The 15,306-nt window shown below is 69.5% G+C and carries 17 protein-coding genes; 5 read left to right on the top strand and 12 right to left on the bottom strand.

What is annotated here, in order from left to right; genetic code table 11:
- Positions 1–21: 21 nt before the first annotated feature.
- The 6 genes from AC1RTO_RS02910 to AC1RTO_RS02885 all read right to left on the bottom strand — a co-directional run bounded on the left by AC1RTO_RS02910 (position 22) and on the right by AC1RTO_RS02885 (position 6,400).
- A complete protein-coding gene (locus tag AC1RTO_RS02910; protein ID WP_493159428.1) occupies positions 22–1,359 on the bottom strand; it encodes a sigma-54-dependent transcriptional regulator in 1,338 nt (445 codons plus the stop codon).
- Complete coding sequence (locus tag AC1RTO_RS02905; RefSeq protein ID WP_493159427.1) at positions 1,356–3,113, bottom strand: sensor histidine kinase; 1,758 nt, start codon at positions 3,111–3,113, stop codon at positions 1,356–1,358. The genes AC1RTO_RS02910 and AC1RTO_RS02905 overlap by 4 nt, the downstream gene beginning before the upstream one ends.
- A 61-nt stretch (positions 3,114–3,174) precedes the next feature.
- Complete coding sequence (locus tag AC1RTO_RS02900; RefSeq protein WP_493159426.1) at positions 3,175–3,786, bottom strand: TetR/AcrR family transcriptional regulator; 612 nt, start codon at positions 3,784–3,786, stop codon at positions 3,175–3,177.
- Between the two features lie 61 nt (positions 3,787–3,847).
- Positions 3,848–5,500, bottom strand: a complete 1,653-nt coding sequence (locus AC1RTO_RS02895; RefSeq protein ID WP_493159425.1) for an NAD(P)/FAD-dependent oxidoreductase — start codon at positions 5,498–5,500, stop codon at positions 3,848–3,850.
- A gap of 77 nt (positions 5,501–5,577) precedes the next feature.
- Positions 5,578–5,883 (bottom strand): putative quinol monooxygenase, encoded by a 306-nt coding sequence (locus tag AC1RTO_RS02890; RefSeq protein ID WP_493159424.1) that lies wholly within the window; start codon positions 5,881–5,883, stop codon positions 5,578–5,580.
- A gap of 55 nt (positions 5,884–5,938) precedes the next feature.
- Complete coding sequence (locus tag AC1RTO_RS02885) at positions 5,939–6,400, bottom strand: NUDIX domain-containing protein (RefSeq protein WP_493159423.1); 462 nt, start codon at positions 6,398–6,400, stop codon at positions 5,939–5,941.
- Between the two features lie 88 nt (positions 6,401–6,488).
- Here AC1RTO_RS02885 and dcd point away from each other — a divergent pair, with 88 nt between their 5' ends.
- Complete coding sequence (gene dcd, locus AC1RTO_RS02880) at positions 6,489–7,043, top strand: dCTP deaminase (protein WP_293877815.1); 555 nt, start codon at positions 6,489–6,491, stop codon at positions 7,041–7,043.
- A gap of 102 nt (positions 7,044–7,145) precedes the next feature.
- Here the strand turns inward: dcd and AC1RTO_RS02875 are convergent, their stop codons facing one another.
- Complete coding sequence (locus tag AC1RTO_RS02875; protein ID WP_493159422.1) at positions 7,146–7,490, bottom strand: tetratricopeptide repeat protein; 345 nt, start codon at positions 7,488–7,490, stop codon at positions 7,146–7,148.
- 156 nt (positions 7,491–7,646) lie between these two features.
- Here AC1RTO_RS02875 and AC1RTO_RS02870 point away from each other — a divergent pair, with 156 nt between their 5' ends.
- Together AC1RTO_RS02870 and AC1RTO_RS02865 are read left to right on the top strand one after the other, a co-directional pair.
- A complete protein-coding gene (locus AC1RTO_RS02870; RefSeq protein ID WP_493159421.1) occupies positions 7,647–8,627 on the top strand; it encodes an acyltransferase family protein in 981 nt (326 codons plus the stop codon).
- 2 nt (positions 8,628–8,629) lie between these two features.
- Complete coding sequence (locus tag AC1RTO_RS02865; RefSeq protein ID WP_493160313.1) at positions 8,630–9,832, top strand: alpha/beta hydrolase fold domain-containing protein; 1,203 nt, start codon at positions 8,630–8,632, stop codon at positions 9,830–9,832.
- Positions 9,833–10,561: 729 nt separating this feature from the next.
- Here AC1RTO_RS02865 and AC1RTO_RS02860 read toward each other — a convergent pair.
- From AC1RTO_RS02860 to AC1RTO_RS02845, 4 genes are all read right to left on the bottom strand, one after another.
- Positions 10,562–10,990, bottom strand: a complete 429-nt coding sequence (locus AC1RTO_RS02860) for an ExbD/TolR family protein (RefSeq protein ID WP_293877807.1) — start codon at positions 10,988–10,990, stop codon at positions 10,562–10,564.
- 30 nt (positions 10,991–11,020) lie between these two features.
- Positions 11,021–11,506, bottom strand: coding sequence for an ExbD/TolR family protein (locus AC1RTO_RS02855; RefSeq protein WP_293877805.1), 486 nt, complete (start codon positions 11,504–11,506; stop codon positions 11,021–11,023).
- A 94-nt stretch (positions 11,507–11,600) separates the two neighbouring features.
- Positions 11,601–12,398 carry a MotA/TolQ/ExbB proton channel family protein gene (locus tag AC1RTO_RS02850; protein ID WP_493159420.1) on the bottom strand — a complete coding sequence of 266 codons (798 nt, stop codon included), beginning with the start codon at positions 12,396–12,398 and terminating at the stop codon, positions 11,601–11,603.
- Between the two features lie 91 nt (positions 12,399–12,489).
- Positions 12,490–13,161 (bottom strand): energy transducer TonB, encoded by a 672-nt coding sequence (locus AC1RTO_RS02845; RefSeq protein ID WP_493159419.1) that lies wholly within the window; start codon positions 13,159–13,161, stop codon positions 12,490–12,492.
- A 217-nt stretch (positions 13,162–13,378) separates the two neighbouring features.
- On the opposite strand from AC1RTO_RS02845, the gene AC1RTO_RS02840 reads away from it, so the two are divergent.
- Entirely contained in the window at positions 13,379–14,257 is an 879-nt protein-coding gene (locus AC1RTO_RS02840; RefSeq protein WP_493159418.1) for a hypothetical protein, read from the top strand.
- Positions 14,258–14,264: 7 nt separating this feature from the next.
- Here the strand turns inward: AC1RTO_RS02840 and AC1RTO_RS02835 are convergent, their stop codons facing one another.
- Entirely contained in the window at positions 14,265–14,636 is a 372-nt protein-coding gene (locus AC1RTO_RS02835; RefSeq protein ID WP_293877798.1) for a dihydroneopterin aldolase, read from the bottom strand.
- A 130-nt stretch (positions 14,637–14,766) separates the two neighbouring features.
- Between AC1RTO_RS02835 and AC1RTO_RS02830 the strand changes: the two genes are divergently transcribed.
- Complete coding sequence (locus AC1RTO_RS02830; RefSeq protein ID WP_493159417.1) at positions 14,767–15,279, top strand: GNAT family N-acetyltransferase; 513 nt, start codon at positions 14,767–14,769, stop codon at positions 15,277–15,279.
- The last annotated feature ends 27 nt before the right edge of the window (positions 15,280–15,306 follow it).

Genomic DNA, 15,306 nt, shown 5'->3' with positions numbered 1-15,306 from the left:
AAACCGCCCGAACGGCGCCGGTCAGCCGCCCGAGCGCAGCGTGCGAAAGGCGTCGGGATCGATGCCGTAGCGGCCGAGCTTGTAATAGAGCGTCTTGCGCGGGATGCCGAGCCGCTCGACCGCCTTCATGACGTTGCCGCCGCTCGCCCGCAGCGCGTCGACGATCACCGTCACCTCGAATTCGGCGACGCGGGCGGGCAGGTCCTGCACGTCGTCCGCGACCGGATCGCCGCCCGAGCCGAGCACGCATTCGAACGCATAATTGCGCAATTCCCGCACGTTGCCGGGCCAGCCATGGTCGAGCACATGGCGCCGCTCGGCCTCGCGGATCATATGGTCGGGCCGTTCGAGCGCGACGCGCGCCTGTTCGACGAAGGCGACGAACAGCAAGGTCCGGTCATGCTCGCGCTCGCGCAGCGGCGGCAGTCGCAGCCGCGTCGCCGCCAGCCGGTGGTAGAGATCGGCGCGGAACCGCCCCGCCGCCACCGCCGCCGCCAGATCGCCGCGGCTCGTCGCGACGACGTGCAGGTCGACCGCCTCCGCCCGCTCCGCGCCGATCGGCTGCACCTCGCGCTCCTCGATGACCCGCAACAGCGCCGCCTGCACCGCAGGGGCGAGCGCGTCGATCTCGTCGAGCAGCAATGTCCCCCCGCTCGAGGTCGCGATGCTGCCGGTGCGCGACAGCCGCGTGTGCGAGACGCTGTCGGCGGCATGGCCGAACAGCGCCTGCGCCGCCTGCTCCTCGCCCAGGGCGGCGCATTGTACCGCGATGAACGGCCGCGCCCGCCGCGGTCCCTGGCGATGGAGCAGGGTCGCGACCAGATCCTTGCCCGTCCCCGTCTCGCCCTCGACCAGAACGTCGAGCCCGGCGGTCGCCAGCGGCCGGATCGCGGCGCGCAATCGCGTGATCGCGACGCTCTGCCCGATCAGCGGGCTCTCCATTTCGGCGCTTTCGGCGACCGCGCGCAGCCGCCGGTTCTCGACCAGCAGCCCGCGGCGTTCCAGCGCGCGGGCGATCGTCGCGACCAGATGGTCGGTGGCGAACGGCTTGGTCAGGAAATCATAGGCGCCGTCGCGCAGCGCCGCGACCGCCATCGGCACGTCGCCATGGCCGGTGACTAGGATCACCGGCAGGTCGCCGTCGAGCGCACGCACCCGCGCCAGCAATTGCAGCCCGTCCATCCGCGGCATGCGGATGTCGGAGACGATGACGCCGTCGAAATCGGGCGACAGCGCCGCCAGCGCCGCTTCCGCCCCCGCGAAGGCGCGCACCGACAGACCGGCGAGCTCCAGCGCCTGCTGCGTCGCGAAGCGCAGCGCCTCGTCGTCCTCGACCAGCAGGACCGTCTGCCCCGTCATGCGAGGCGCAACGTCAGCACGAATACCGCGCCGCCCGCACCCGGCGCCAGCGCCAGCTCGCCGCCGAATTCGCGGGCGATATCGCGCGCGATCGCGAGGCCGAGCCCCAGCCCCTCCGGCTTGGCCGAGGCGAAGGGGGTGAACAGCGTCGCGTCCAGCGCAGGGTCGACGCCGCTGCCATTGTCGGCGACGCGCAGCGCGACGACGCCGTCGGCGCGCTCCGCGGCGATCGTCACCCGCCGGTCGGCAACGCCGGCGACCGCATCGAGCGCATTCTGCAGCAGGTTGACGAGGATCTGCTCCAGCCGGATGCGATCCGCGCTCACCCGCAGCGCGCGGATGTCGGCGGGCACCGCGTCCACAACCACGCCGCGCGCGCGGTCGCCGATCAGCAGCAGCGTGCCCTCGATCGCCTCCGCCAGCGTCGGCGCGCCGCGCGACGGCGTGCGCCGGCGCGAAAAGGCGCGCAGCTCCGCGGTGATCGTGCCGATCCGGTCGGTCAGCGCGACGATCCGCGACAGATTGTCGCGCGCGCGATCGGGCGCGTCGCGATCGAGCAGGGTGACGCCGTTCTCGGCGAAGGTGCGGATCGCGGCGAGCGGCTGGTTGATCTCATGCGCGACGCCCGCGGTGATCTGGCCGAGCGAGCCGAGGCGATTGGCCTGCGCCAGCTCCTCGCGCGCGGCGCGGAAGCGACGGTCGGCCTCGGCGCGCTCCTCCGATTCGACCACCAGCCGCGCGTTGGTGTCGCGCAGTTCGGCGGTGCGGCGCACCACCTCGCGCTCCAGCGCCGCCTGCGCCTGCGCCTGCATCCGCCGCCGCTCCGCGCCGCGCAGCCCGATGCCGCCCGCCAGCGCCGCGAGCAGCAACAGCCCCGATCCCCACAGGAGCGCCTGCGTGCGTGCCGCCGCCAGCGGTGGCGCGAGCGGCGCGAGGTGGAGCAGCCGCGTCGCCTCGATCGGCGCCGCGACCGCCGCGACCCGGTAGCGCCGGTCGCGCTGGACGGCGTCGCGGCCCGCGAGCGTGAAGGCCGGCGTCGTCGGCGGCGACGCACCGAACTGCCGCGAACGGCGCAGCGCGGCGATCGCCGGCGCGGACAGCGGCCGCGTCGGGTGGAACCGCCACGCCGGCACGCTGGTGACGAGGATCAGCCCGCGCGCGTCGACGACGACGGTCGCGCCCGGCGATTGCGCCCATTCGCGCTCCAGCCGGTCGAATTCGACCTTGACGACGATCACCCCCAGCGGCCGGCCGCCGGCATCGATCCGGCGCGCGAGATACAGGCCGGGCCGGCGGCTGACGCTGCCGAGTGCGAACACCTCCGACTGGCCGCGCGCCATCGCCTCGTTGAAATAGCTGCGGAAGGTATAGTCCTGCCCGACGAAGCTGGTCGGCGACCGCCAGTTGCTCGCCGCGACCGCACGGCCGCGGGCATCGACCGCATAGAGGACCGCGGCATCGGTGCGCGCGGCGAGCAGCTCCAGCGTCTCGTCCAGCCGCCGCGCCGCCGCCGCATCGCCGCCGGCGAGCGCGCGGGCGACGCCGGGATATTCGGCGAGCACCAGCGGCAGCAGGCGGAATTTCTGCAATTCGCTGGTCAGCAGGCCCAGATGGGTGCGCGCGATCGTCGTCGCGGCGCGATCGGTGGCGGTCCGCGCCGACAGGCTCGCCCAGCGGCTGCCCGCGGCGACGATTCCCAGCGCCAGCAGCGCGGCGACGAGCAGCCCCCATCCGATGCGACGCGATACGGTCATCGTCCCCGATGCTGCCACAGATTCCGTCGACGGCCGCGCGAATTCCGCGGCCGGTGCGCGATCAGCGGCTCGGCCAGACCGCCAGGCTGGTGTCGACCAGCCGCTCGAGATCGGCACGGCTCGCGCCCGAGCCCGCCTGCACCGCCATCCCCTGCAACAGCGCGTAGAGGTAGCTGGTCAGCCCGAGCACGTCGACATGCGCGGGCAGGTCGCCGTCGCTCTTGGCCTGTTCGAACCGCTCGATCAGCGCCGCCTGCGACGAGGCGCGGCGGGCGATGACGTCGGCCTTGATCGATTCGGCTTCGGCCCCGCAGGCCATCGCGCTGATGACGCCCAGGCACCCCTTGGGGTCGCACTGGCTGGTCTGCATCTGCAACGCACCGCGCATGAAATGCTCTGCAACGCCGCGCGCGGTCGGCTGGCGCAGCGCGACGCGGGTATAGTCCAGCTTCTCCGCCTCGTAGAGGTCGAGCGCCTTGTGGAACAGCGCCTCCTTGTTGCCGAACGCCGCATAGAGGCTGGGGCGGGTGATGCCCATCGCCTCGGTCAGGTCGGCGAGCGAGGCGCCTTCATAGCCCTTGCTCCAGAACACGCGCAGCGCCGCCGCCAGCGCCGCCTCGGTGCAGAATTCGCGGGGGCGCCCTTTCGGGGGGAGAGTGGCAACCATTTCCATATCGCTCAGTATAGAAACTTGCGCAGCGATAAACAAGACCGTTGCGGACTGAAACCCATCGTCACGCCGCGCGCGCCGTCGCCGGCCGCGCCGCCCGTCCGACCAGATCGCGCGCGACCGCCTCGGCGATCTTGATACCGTCGACCGCGGCGGAGAGGATGCCGCCGGCGTAACCCGCCCCCTCGCCCGCCGGATACAGCCCGGCGGTGTTGACACTCTGGAAATCGTCGCCGCGGGTGATCCGCACCGGCGAGGAGGTCCGCGTCTCGACGCCGGTCATCACCGCGTCGGGATGGTCGTAGCCGGGAATCTGCTGGCCGAAGGCGACCAGCGCCTCGCGCATCGCGGTCACCGCGAAATCGGGCAGGCAGGCCGCCAGATCGGTCAGCTGCACGCCCGGCCGGTAGGAGGGGATGACGTCGCCCAGCTTTGTCGAGGGCCGTCCGGCGAGGAAATCGCCCAGCCGCTGCGCCGGTGCCTTATAGTCGCCCCCGCCGACCTCGAACGCGCGGGTTTCCCATGCGCGTTGCAGTTCGATCCCGGCGAGCGGACCGCCCGGATAGTCGCGCGCCGGGTCGATGCCGACGACGATACCCGAATTGGCGTTGCGCTCGTTGCGCGAATATTGGCTCATGCCGTTGGTGGCGACGCGCCCGGGCTCGCTGGTCGCCGCGACCACGGTGCCGCCCGGACACATGCAGAAGCTGTAGACGGTGCGCCCGTTCCGGCAGTGATGCGACAGGCTGTAGGCGGCGGCGCCCAGATCGGGATGGCCGGCGCACGGCCCGAAGCGCGCATCGTCGATCCAGCTTTGCGGATGTTCGATCCGCACCCCGATCGAGAACGGCTTCGCCTCCAGATGCACGCCGCGTTCGTGCAGCATGTGGAAGGTGTCGCGCGCGCTATGGCCCAGCGCCAGCACCACCGGCCCCGTCTCCATCCGCTCGCCGGTCTGGAGCGTCAGCCCGCGCAGGTGCCGGCTGCCGTCCGCGGCCGTTTCCACATCGATATCGTCGACCCGGTGCTGGAAGCGATATTCGCCGCCCAGCGTCTCGACCGTCGCGCGCATCGATTCGACCATGGTCACCAGCCGGAACGTGCCGATATGCGGATGCGCCTCGGTCAGGATCTCCGGCGGCGCGCCCGCCTTGACGAATTCGGTCAGCACCTTGCGGCCAAGATGGCGCGGGTCCTTGATCTGGCTCCACAATTTGCCGTCGGAGAAGGTCCCCGCCCCGCCTTCGCCGAACTGGACGTTCGATTCGGGGTTCAGCTCGCTGCGGCGCCACAGGCCCCAAGTGTCCTTGGTCCGCTCGCGCACCAGCTTGCCGCGGTCGAGGATGATCGGGCGGAACCCCATCTGTGCGAGGATCAGCCCGGCGAACAGGCCGCACGGCCCCGCCCCCACCACCACCGGGCGCGGCCCGGCATAGTCCGCCGGCGCCTTGGCGACGAAGCGATAGCCGGTATCGGGGGTGGGATTGACGTGGCGGTCGCGCTTGCAGCGGGCGAGCACCGGCGCCTCGTTCTTCACCGTCACGTCGACCGAATAGACGAAATGGATGTCCGTCTTGTCGCGCGCGTCATGCGCCCGCCGCGCGACCGTATAGCGCACCAGATCGCGCGGCGTGATCCGCAGCCGGTTGCGGATCGCCGCCGCCAGGGCCTCCTCGGGATGGTTGAGGGGCAGCTTCAACTCGGTAATGCGCAGCATGCCGGCGCCTTAGCGTTTTCGCCCGTCCGTCACCAGCCGCGTCGGGATACCCCCATCGCGCCGTCGACCCGCGGCCCTTATCCCGCGACGTCGATGGGCTGTGTCGCGATGATCTCCGGCCGCGCGGCGGCGAGGTCGCGGGCGGCGCGGCCGAACGCCTTGAAATGGTCGGCCGCCATATGCGCCTGCACCGCCGCCTCGTCCGCATAGAGTTCGTTGAAGACGAAGCGCCGTTCGCCCTCCGCCTCGCGCCACAATTCGTAGTGGAGCACGCCCGGCTCGGCGCGCGACGCCGCGACGCACACGCGCGCCGCCTCGACGAAGGCGTCCTCGTGGCCCGGCTTGACCGTCACGAATGCGATCACCTTTACCGTCATGTCCATCTCCCTCGTTTATGGTCTGTGGCGATCGTGGCCGCGATCGGTGGCGGCGGCAAGCCTACCAGCGGCCATCCGCAGCGCGCAGACCGCGCCATTCCTCGATCCGCCGCCGCGTCGCCGGCGAGATCGCCTCGGGCAGGGCATCGGGCGGAAAGAATCGCGCCTCCGCCAGCTCGACCCCGTCGACCTGCGGCGGCCCGGCGGTCGTGCCGCGGAACAGATGCACGGTATCGCGCCGCCCCTCCGCCCGCGCCTCGAACGTCCCGGCCGGCGCAACGTCGCGCAGGACGCAGCCGGTTTCCTCGCGCAATTCGCGCACCGCCGCCAGCGCGGGCGCCTCGCCCCAGTTGATGCCGCCGCCCGGCAGCATCCACAGGTCGGACCGGCCATAACGATGCCGCACCAGCAGCAGCGCCCCGTCCGCATCGACGGCCATCACCTTGACGCCCCGCGTCCGCCAGCCGACCAGCGCCATCAGCCGCCGGCGCATCCGATAGGCGAGATCGATCAACGGCCGCATGCCGCGATGCTAGGGCGGACGGCGGCGTGACGCCAGCCTTGCCCTGCCCCGCCGAACCGGCGAAGAGGCGCATCGAAGGGGAGCCGCCATGTCCATCCTGTCCGATCGCTGGATTCGCGAAGCCGCGCTGAGCCAGAATATGATCGAGCCGTTCGTCGAGAGCCAGCGCCGCGAAGGCTGCATCAGCTACGGCCTGTCCTCCTATGGCTATGACGCGCGCGTCGCCGACGAATTCAAGATCTTCACCAATGTCGACAATGCGTTGGTCGATCCCAAGGACTTTGCGTCGAACAGCTTCGTCGATCGCAAGACCGACGTCTGCATCATCCCGCCCAACAGCTTCGCGCTGGCGCGGACGGTCGAATATTTCCGGGTGCCGCGCGACGTGCTGGTCATCTGCCTCGGCAAATCGACCTATGCGCGCTGCGGAATCATCGTCAACGTGACGCCGCTGGAGCCGGGTTGGGAGGGGCATGTCACCCTCGAATTCTCCAACACCACGCCGCTGCCCGCCAAGATCTACGCCAACGAGGGCGCCTGCCAGTTCCTGTTCCTGCAGGGCAACGAACCGTGCGAGATCAGCTACGCCGACCGCGCCGGCAAATATATGGGGCAGCGCGGGGTGACGCTCCCCCGCCTCTGACCGTGACCGGTCCCCGACCGGACGGACCGGAACCTCCCGTCCCCCAAACGCCAACGGCCCGCTCACCGAGCGGGCCGCAGCGTTTCGACCAGTGCCGAGGGGTCAGCGGGTCGCGAGCGTCGTGGTCAATCGCGACAGGCCGAGCGTCGCGACGTCGTGCGACGACACCACCGCGCCATCGGGCATGTCCATCGCCACCACCGGGCGCTGCAGCACATCGCTGTAGAGCGCGCGCGCTTCGCTGGTGCGGCCGGTCCGCGCATAGGCGACGGCAAGGTTCAGCATCAGTTCGGGCCGTTCGGGGAAGATCCGCCGCTCCGCCTCGATCCGTTTGGTCGCCTCGGCATAATTGCCCGCGGCGATCGCCTGATAGCCAGTCCGGTCGTTGGCCAGCGCTGGCGTCGTCAGGCATGCACCCGCCAGCATCGTCGCTACAATCAAACGCATGTCATCGTCTCCTTCCCCCGCCTTGATGGCAGGTTTCACTTTTGTGACATTGTTGTGTCACTTCGAAGACAGCTGTGCAAGCGGAATGCGCGGGCCGTTAACGCCCCGCTAGGACGGCCACGCTAACACCCTGAATTCTCTGGGGTGGGGCGGGTGATGCGAGCAGACACGGCGGGGAATCGCAGCACCGGGATCGACGGCATCCGCGGCCTGCTCGTCCTCGGCGTGATCCTCGGCCATTTCTTCGAAATCACCGAAGGCGAAAGCTTTCCCGCCTGGATCGGCGCCGGCCTGCGCATGCCGTTGTTCATCGGCCTCACCGGCTACCTGTTCAATCTGGAGCGCGCCCGCTGCGATTCGATCGCGGCGCTGCTGCGCCGTTACTATCCGCGGCTGATCCTGCCATGGATCGTCGCCAGCCTCGTCCATGTCACGCTCGCACGCGAACTGCATGTCGGCACGCCGCTGTCGCTGGTGCTGTGGCCGCCGTTCCACCTCTGGTTCGTGCCGGTCATCATGACCTTCATCCTCATCGCCGCCGCATCCCGCCGGACGCCGCCGGCGATGCTGGCCATCGCAACCCCGGTCAGCATCGCCGCCATGTACCTGCTCGGTGTCGGTCATCTGCCGCCCGCCCTCCACGGCGGGATGCCCGACCGGCGCTTCTTCATCTATCCGATCTACTTCTTCTACGGCCTGCTGGTCGCGCAGCGCGAACCCGACCGGTTTCGGCAGGGCGCCGCGGTGATCCTCGCCCCGATCGGGTTCCTGTGGTGGTGTTCGCTCTACGACAGGCCGAACGTCGCGGCGGAGGTGGCGGCCGAGCTGATCGCCTGCCTGCCGCTCATCTATCTGTTGCCGGTGGTCCGGCGGTTGCCGATCCCGGTACCGGGGATCGCCGCGATCGGGCGCAACAGCCTGTTCTATTACCTCTGGCACCCGCTGGTCTTCGCGCTGTGGCGCGCCGACCATGTCCAGGGGATGGCGCTGCTCGTGTTGACGCTGGTGACGCTGGTCGTCCTGTTGCCTCTGCTCGCCCGCTACGCGAGCCTCGCCCGCATCCTGGGGATCGTCCGGCCGCGGTCAGCCGAGCGATCGCTGTCGTTCGATACGCCCGCCCGCGAGCCGGTTGTGTGAGCATGATCCGCCAATTGTGCCGCACGGCTGTGCTGACCGTGACCTGGCTGGTCCTGCTGCCCTGCCTCGTCCTGCTGTTCTCGGCGATCGTGCCGGTCATCCCCTGGGTCCGCATCGAGGCGGTCGAGCTGGTGCCCAACCGCGCGACCTGGCTGCTGCTGATCGGCGGCGGCGGCGGCGCGGTCGGCCTGATCGCGCATCGGCGACGGGCGACGCCGGTGACCCGCGCGCTGCTCGCGACCGCGGTCGCCACCACCGCGGCGGCCGCGCTGGTCGTCGGGCGTCTGCTGGCGCTGGCGCAGGCGAACGGCATCCCGATCGACCTGATCGCCAGCCTGTCGACCCGCCATTTCAGCGAACAGGCCGCGCCCGACGAAACCCATGTCTATGCCGCGCCCGGCGGCGAGCCGCTGTCGCTCGACATCTATCGCCCCGTCGTCGCCGGCCCGGCCCGCCTCAGCCCGGTGATCGTCGTCGTCCACGGCGGCGGCTTCGTCGGCGGCGACCGGCGGATCAGCGCCGCCAACATGCGCCGCTATGCGCGCGGCGGCTGGACGGTCATCAGCATCGACTATCGCCTCGCGCGACCGGGGCGGCCGACGTGGAATCTCGCGATCCGGGACGTCCATTGCGCGCTCGCCTGGACGGTGGCGCATGCCCCCGCGCTGCGGCTCGATCTCGACCGGGTCGCGATGAACGGCGCCTCCGCGGGCGGCAGCCTCGCGATCGCCGCCGCCTATTCCGCCGGCACGGCGCGGGCCGATCCCCGTTGTGGCCCGCGCCTGCCGCGCATCGCCGCGGTCACGGCGCGGGTGCCGCTGATCGATCCCGCCGGGTCATGGGACAATCCCGGCGAGCTGCAACCGGTACAACGATCGTACATGGCCACCTATATCGGTGGTCCGCCGCGCGCCTTTCCCGAACGCTACGCCGCGCTCGACCTGCGTCGCCTGCTCGACGCCGCCAATCCGCCGACGCTGATCCTTGCCGGGGTCGAGGATCCGCTGCTGCCGATCGCCGCGGCACGCGACTTCACCCGTCGCGCGCACGCGCTCGGTGCGCGGGTTCGCCTGGTCGAATTCCCCTATTCGGGCCACGACTTCAACACGACCTATCACAGCATCACAAACCAGATCATCACCGGCAGCGTGACGCGATTTTTGGCCGATGCCACTGATCGACGGGATCGGGCGGACCGCCGCTGATCGTCGTTTTGGGTGGTGTGTGACGGCCGTATGGGTGGGTCGTGGGAGATTGTTTTCGCGCGGAGACGCGGAGACGCGGAGGTGTTCCGGTTGCCTGATTGGTCGCGCTCCCCCCACCGGCCATGCCGTTGGCAGCGGCGTGCTGCTCCGGACGCAACTTTCCGCGTCCTCCGCGCCCACGCGCCTCCGCGCGAGCTTCTCTATTTTGGCAGGGCGGACCGACTCTGGATTTGAAGGCCGTGTGACGCGGTTTCCGCCGCCGCCGGGGGGCAGCAGGATGGAGCGGGATGGTTCCGACTCACCGCCGACCTGAGTCCGGTCGACACGCAAGGTGCGCGGAAAGGCATCGCACGAAGGATTGTTTTCACGCGAAGGCGCGAAGGCGCGAAGGTGTTCCACGTGCCTGATCAGTCACCTCTCCATCGGACCGCGTCGATGAGAGCGCCGCGTTGCCGCGGGCGCAACTCTCCGCGTCCTCCGCGCCTCCGCGTGAATTCAACCTTTTCCCGGGCCGGGCGAACCACCGCCCGAAGGTCATGAGTGCCCGCCCACGAAGAAAAAGGCGGAGTCCCCCTGAGTGAGCCGACTCTTCCCGGCAACACCGTAGTCAGGCTTCACCGCAGGTCTACTCGCCATCGCTGACTGCCGGAACGCGCTGGCATGCCCGCCAATACGAAAAGGGCGGCTCCTCGCGGAACCGCCCTGTCGTCATCCGTCTGTCGCGGCGACTTAGAAGTCGTTGCGATATTGCTCATTGCCGATGAAGCCGAGCTTGGTGACCGCGGACCGCTTGATGACGGCCAGCGTCTGGTCGACCTTGTCGTACTTCGCCTGCGGGTCGGGCTGGAAGTGCAGCTCCGGCTCCGGATTGATCGCCGCTGCCGTATCGAGATACTGGCGCAGCGTGACCTCGTCGACCGGCGCGCCGTTCCAGGACACCGTCCCTGCCGCATCGATGATGATCTTGTTCTTCTGCGGATCGACCGGCGGCGTCTGGTTCCGCGGGTCATTGACCGGCAGATCCACCTTCACCGCGTGGGTCGGGATGGGAAGCGTAATGATGAACATGATGAGGAGCACGAGCATGACGTCGATCAACGGCGTCGTGTTCATTTCCATCATCGGTTCGCCGTCTTCCGAACCACCACTCATTGCCATGTCAGATACTCCTGGGTCGGCCGGTACGGATTAGGACGCGCCGCCCGCGGGTGGCGGCTGCGAGATGAAGCCGACCTTGGCGAACCCGGCCTGCTGCATCGTGTACACCGAACCGCCGATGCACTTGTACGGCGTGTTCACGTCGCCGCGGATGTGGACTTCGGGAAGTTCGAGATCGGGGTTGCCTGCGCCGCCCTGACGTTCGATTTCCAGCTTCAGCTTGTCGACCGCACGGGTCAGCAGGTCCTTGCTCGTGATCGGGGACGTGCCCCAATACACCAGACAATTGCCGTCCGGGCCGGTCGTGACCGAGAGCAACACGTTCTCGGGCTTGGTCGTCGTCGGATCGAAACGCACCTTGGGCAGGACGATGCCCTTGACCGTCTGGATTGCGACCGGAACGGCGATCAGGAAGATGATCAGAAGCACCAGCATCACGTCCACGAGGGGCGTGGTATTGATGTCCGACAGTGGTTTTTCGGAGGAACCTCCTCCTCCGCCAGCGCTCATCGCCATGTGCGAGCTATCCTATCCATTCCTCTTGCCGATGGCTTCGGGCCATCGACCGGTAGCGGGACCGCCGCCGTGGCGGTCCCGCAGCCTTTGGTATTTACGGGCGGGTCTGCACGCCACCGGTCTGGCCGGCGGTCGTGGTGGCCGCTGCCGGCTTCACCGGAGCTGCCTTCGGCGCAGGCGCACCGGCCAGCGTCGGCTTCACCGCGCCGTTCGAGGCGAGGAAGCCCAGCACGTCGTTCGAGAAGGCCGACAGGTCTTCCGCGATCGACTTGTTGCGGCGCTGCAGCCAGTTGTAGGCGAGCACGGCCGGAACCGCGACGACGAGGCCGAGCGCGGTCATGATGAGCGCCTCACCGACCGGGCCGGCGACCTTGTCGATCGAGGGATCGCCCGACGCGCCGATCTTGATGAGCGCGCGGTAGATACCGACCACGGTGCCGAACAGACCGATGAACGGTGCGGTCGCGCCGACCGTCGCGAGGAAGGCGAGACCGCCGCCCAGCTTCGAGTTGATCGCCGCTTCCGAACGGGCGAGCGAACCGTGCAGCCAGTCGTGTGCCTCGACCGGATCGGTCAGCTTGGCGTGCTGGTCCTGCGCCTGCAGGCCATCGTCGACGAGCTGCTTGTAGGCCGAGTTCTTCTCGAGCTTGGCCGAACCCTCGCGCAGCGAGGACGACTGCCAGAAGCCCTGACGGACGCGCTTCGCCTGGTTCATGATCTTCTGCTGCTCGAACAGCTTCGAGAACAGGATGTAGAAGGAGACGATCGACATCAGCACGAGGATCGTGAAGACCGACTGCGAGATCAGGCCGCCTTCCTTCAGCGCAGCCTGGAGGCCGAACTGGTTTTCGGCTGCCGCGGTGCCGCCGGCCGCGAGAATGGTGGTGAGCATGGTGAATTGAGTCCTTATCAAACGGTGTAGAAGTTCGGGGAGGACCCGCCTGCCCGTCCGGCCAATTCCGGACGGTCAGGCGGGGACCGCATCATTCCTTCGGGATCTTCCAGACCACGCGACGCGACGACGACGTGGCGATCGGATTGCCGGACGCGTCCTGCGCCGGGGTGTAACGACCCCGCCGCGTGATCGCCTGACATGCCGCACGATCCAGGGCAGCCGAGCCGCTCGACGCCGTGACGCGGCAATTCTCGACGCGACCCTGCGTGTTGATCGTCCAGGCGATCGCGCTGGTGCCTTCCTCGTTTCCGCGCAGCGAGCTGGGCGGATAGTCGTCCTGCGAAATCCATTCCGCCGGATTGCCCCTTGCGCCTGCCGCCTTGCTGACGACGGGAGCGGCGGGTGCCGGGGGCGCGGGCGGAGCCGGCGGCGCAGCGATCGGCGTCAGATTGACGGCGGGCGGCGGCGTCGAGACCGTCTGGATCACCACGGGCGGCGGATTCGGATTCTGCACGATCGGCGGCGGCGAAACCACCGGTGGCGGCGTCATCGGCGTGTCGGGCGGAGGGGGCGGCGGCTCGTCCGGCGGCGGGGGAGGCGGCTCCTCCACGTCGAACGTATTAAGTTTTTCTTGGGCTTTCTTCACGTATTGGTACGCGAGCCCGGTGACGAAGGCATAGCCCAGCGCGGCATGGATGAGCACGACGATGACGATCGCGACCACCCTGCCACCGGACATCTTCTGGTCAGCATAGGCCATTCAGCAACGACACTCCCTAATCTCGTGGTCCTCGCAGCGCCCGGGGGAAGAACGCGCGTAGGCCCCTGCCCCGGCTGAAGCCGTGCGTGGCAGTGACCGAACCCTATCGTCCCGTTTCCCGGCACGCAAACGCTTTGTCGGACGCAACAAACGTACAATCGCTTCGAGACAGAATTATTTCTGTATCGTTCAGGTGCACTCGGCTAGCGAAAGCGACATGACACCGGGTTTCCGCATCGTCCTGCCGACCGGCATCGCGCTCGCGATGCAGCTTGCCGCGCCCCCCCTTGCCGCACGCCCCCCCGCGCAGGCCGCGCCCGTAGCGGCTGCCGGTTCGGCCGCGGCGGGCACGGGATATGCCGATCTCGCCGATCTGGTCATCGCCGCGCCGATCATCGCCGACGCGACGATCCGGTCGGCGATCCGGCTGAAGGGCGCCGACGCCGCCGGGGTCGCACCGGGATCGACGCGCTTCTACGTCGAGGCGGACGTCGTCGCCCTCGTTCGCGGCACCGGGGGCCTGCCGCCGCGAATCGGCTATCTGCTCGACGTCGCGCCCGATGCCACCGGTCGCATGCCGAAGTTGAAGAAGTTGCGCGTGCTGCTGTTCGGCCGCCCGGTGGCGGGGATGCCGGGGCAGATCCAGCTCGTCGCGCCCGACGCGCAGGTCGCCTGGACGCCCGCCGACGACCAGCGCATCCGCGCCATCGCGCAAGGGCTCGTCGCCGCCGACGCGCCGCCGGTCATCACCGGCATCGGCAACGCCTTCCACGTCCCCGGCGCACTACCCGGCGAGGGCGAGACGCAGGTGTTCCTGACCACCGCCAATGGTGCACCGGTGTCGCTGACCGTGCTGCGCCGCCCGGGCGAGCAGCAGCGCTATGCGGTCGCGCTGTCGGAGATCGTCGACGAGGCCGCCGCCCCGCCGGCGCGGGACACGCTGCTGTGGTATCGGCTCGCCTGTGCGCTGCCCGCCAGCCTGCCGGAGCGTAGCACCGCCTCGCTCGACCCCGCCAATGCGGGGATCGCGCGAGAGGACTATGCCTTCGTCGTGCAGCAGCTGGGCGCCTGCGGCCGGACGCGCCAGCTGCGCTGACGCCGGATCAGCGGCGATTGCGGACCAGGGTGATGCCGATCGATTCGCCGGCCTCGGCGATCGCCAGCTTCACGATCTTGACCCGCACGCGCAGCACCCGCTCGTCGCCGAGGAACAATGTCTCGCAGATGTGATCCGCCACCGCCTCGATCAGCGTGAAATGCAGCCCCTCGGGCAGCGCGCTCGTCGCCGCATGCTTCAGGTCGAGATAGTTTTTCGACGCCGACAACGGTGTCTCGGGCGCGAAGCGATCGGGACAGCGCAGGTCGACGGTAAGGTCGATCCGCAGCGGCTGCGGCAGGTGCGTCTCCTCCGAATAGATACCGGTGAGCACCTGGACCTCGAGGTCGTGGACCTCCAGCTGTAGACTGTCTTGCATGGCGCGGGCCTCTAGCAAGACCTGCGCCCCCATGCGAATCGCATTCCGCTTGCGTTCGCCCGCCCCGGGCGCCATGCGCGCGGCCCGCCCGCCGCTGGATCGCACCGGCGGGCCGGAAAGGAACGCCGCCGTGATCGCATTCGTGCCGCTCAGCACCGCCGACGGAGCCGCCGTGGAAGCGCTGCTCGACCGCGCGTTCGGCCTCGATCGGCACAGCCGCACCGCCTATAAGGTCCGCGGCCAAGCCGCACCGCTGGCCGCGCTCAGCCTCGCCGCGGTTGCGGACGGGCGCCTGATCGGCACCATCCAGTGCTGGCCGGTCCGGCTGCACGGCGACGACGGCGCCGCCCGGCCGCTGGTGATGATCGGCCCCGTCGCGGTCGATCCCGGCTTCCAGCGCGACGGCATCGGCCGGCAGTTGATGACGCGCGCGCTCGACGCGGCGCGCGCGGAGGGGCTGGACGATGCGCTGATGCTGATCGGCGATCCCGAATATTACGGCCGCTTCTTCGGCTTCGATGCGAGTCGCACCGCCGACTGGCGGCTGCCCGGTCCGGTCGAGCGCCACCGGCTGCTCGCGCGTGGCGACGCCGTCCCCGCCGTCGCCGGCCTGCTCGGCCCGGCGGTCCCCGCCGTCACCTGACCGGTCACGCGCCTTTACGCGCACCGC

This window comes from Sphingomonas sp. GW821-FHT10F09 (genome assembly GCF_058809195.1).
Note: the sequence above shows the minus strand (reverse complement) of the source record. Positions and strands in the feature narration are given on the sequence as shown.

Bases quoted from the DNA above. Each gene is read 5' to 3' on its own strand.
- AC1RTO_RS02910 (WP_493159428.1), bottom strand. From the start codon at position 1,359: ATGACGGGGCAGACGGTCCTGCTGGTCGAGGACGACGAGGCGCTGCGC.
- AC1RTO_RS02905 (WP_493159427.1), bottom strand. From the start codon at position 3,113: ATGACCGTATCGCGTCGCATCGGATGGGGGCTGCTCGTCGCCGCGCTG.
- AC1RTO_RS02900 (WP_493159426.1), bottom strand. From the start codon at position 3,786: ATGGAAATGGTTGCCACTCTCCCCCCGAAAGGGCGCCCCCGCGAATTC.
- AC1RTO_RS02895 (WP_493159425.1), bottom strand. From the start codon at position 5,500: ATGCTGCGCATTACCGAGTTGAAGCTGCCCCTCAACCATCCCGAGGAG.
- AC1RTO_RS02890 (WP_493159424.1), bottom strand. From the start codon at position 5,883: ATGGACATGACGGTAAAGGTGATCGCATTCGTGACGGTCAAGCCGGGC.
- AC1RTO_RS02885 (WP_493159423.1), bottom strand. From the start codon at position 6,400: ATGCGGCCGTTGATCGATCTCGCCTATCGGATGCGCCGGCGGCTGATG.
- dcd (WP_293877815.1), top strand. From the start codon at position 6,489: ATGTCCATCCTGTCCGATCGCTGGATTCGCGAAGCCGCGCTGAGCCAG.
- AC1RTO_RS02875 (WP_493159422.1), bottom strand. From the start codon at position 7,490: ATGCGTTTGATTGTAGCGACGATGCTGGCGGGTGCATGCCTGACGACG.
- AC1RTO_RS02870 (WP_493159421.1), top strand. From the start codon at position 7,647: ATGCGAGCAGACACGGCGGGGAATCGCAGCACCGGGATCGACGGCATC.
- AC1RTO_RS02865 (WP_493160313.1), top strand. From the start codon at position 8,630: ATGATCCGCCAATTGTGCCGCACGGCTGTGCTGACCGTGACCTGGCTG.
- AC1RTO_RS02860 (WP_293877807.1), bottom strand. From the start codon at position 10,990: ATGGCAATGAGTGGTGGTTCGGAAGACGGCGAACCGATGATGGAAATG.
- AC1RTO_RS02855 (WP_293877805.1), bottom strand. From the start codon at position 11,506: ATGGCGATGAGCGCTGGCGGAGGAGGAGGTTCCTCCGAAAAACCACTG.
- AC1RTO_RS02850 (WP_493159420.1), bottom strand. From the start codon at position 12,398: ATGCTCACCACCATTCTCGCGGCCGGCGGCACCGCGGCAGCCGAAAAC.
- AC1RTO_RS02845 (WP_493159419.1), bottom strand. From the start codon at position 13,161: ATGGCCTATGCTGACCAGAAGATGTCCGGTGGCAGGGTGGTCGCGATC.
- AC1RTO_RS02840 (WP_493159418.1), top strand. From the start codon at position 13,379: ATGACACCGGGTTTCCGCATCGTCCTGCCGACCGGCATCGCGCTCGCG.
- AC1RTO_RS02835 (WP_293877798.1), bottom strand. From the start codon at position 14,636: ATGCAAGACAGTCTACAGCTGGAGGTCCACGACCTCGAGGTCCAGGTG.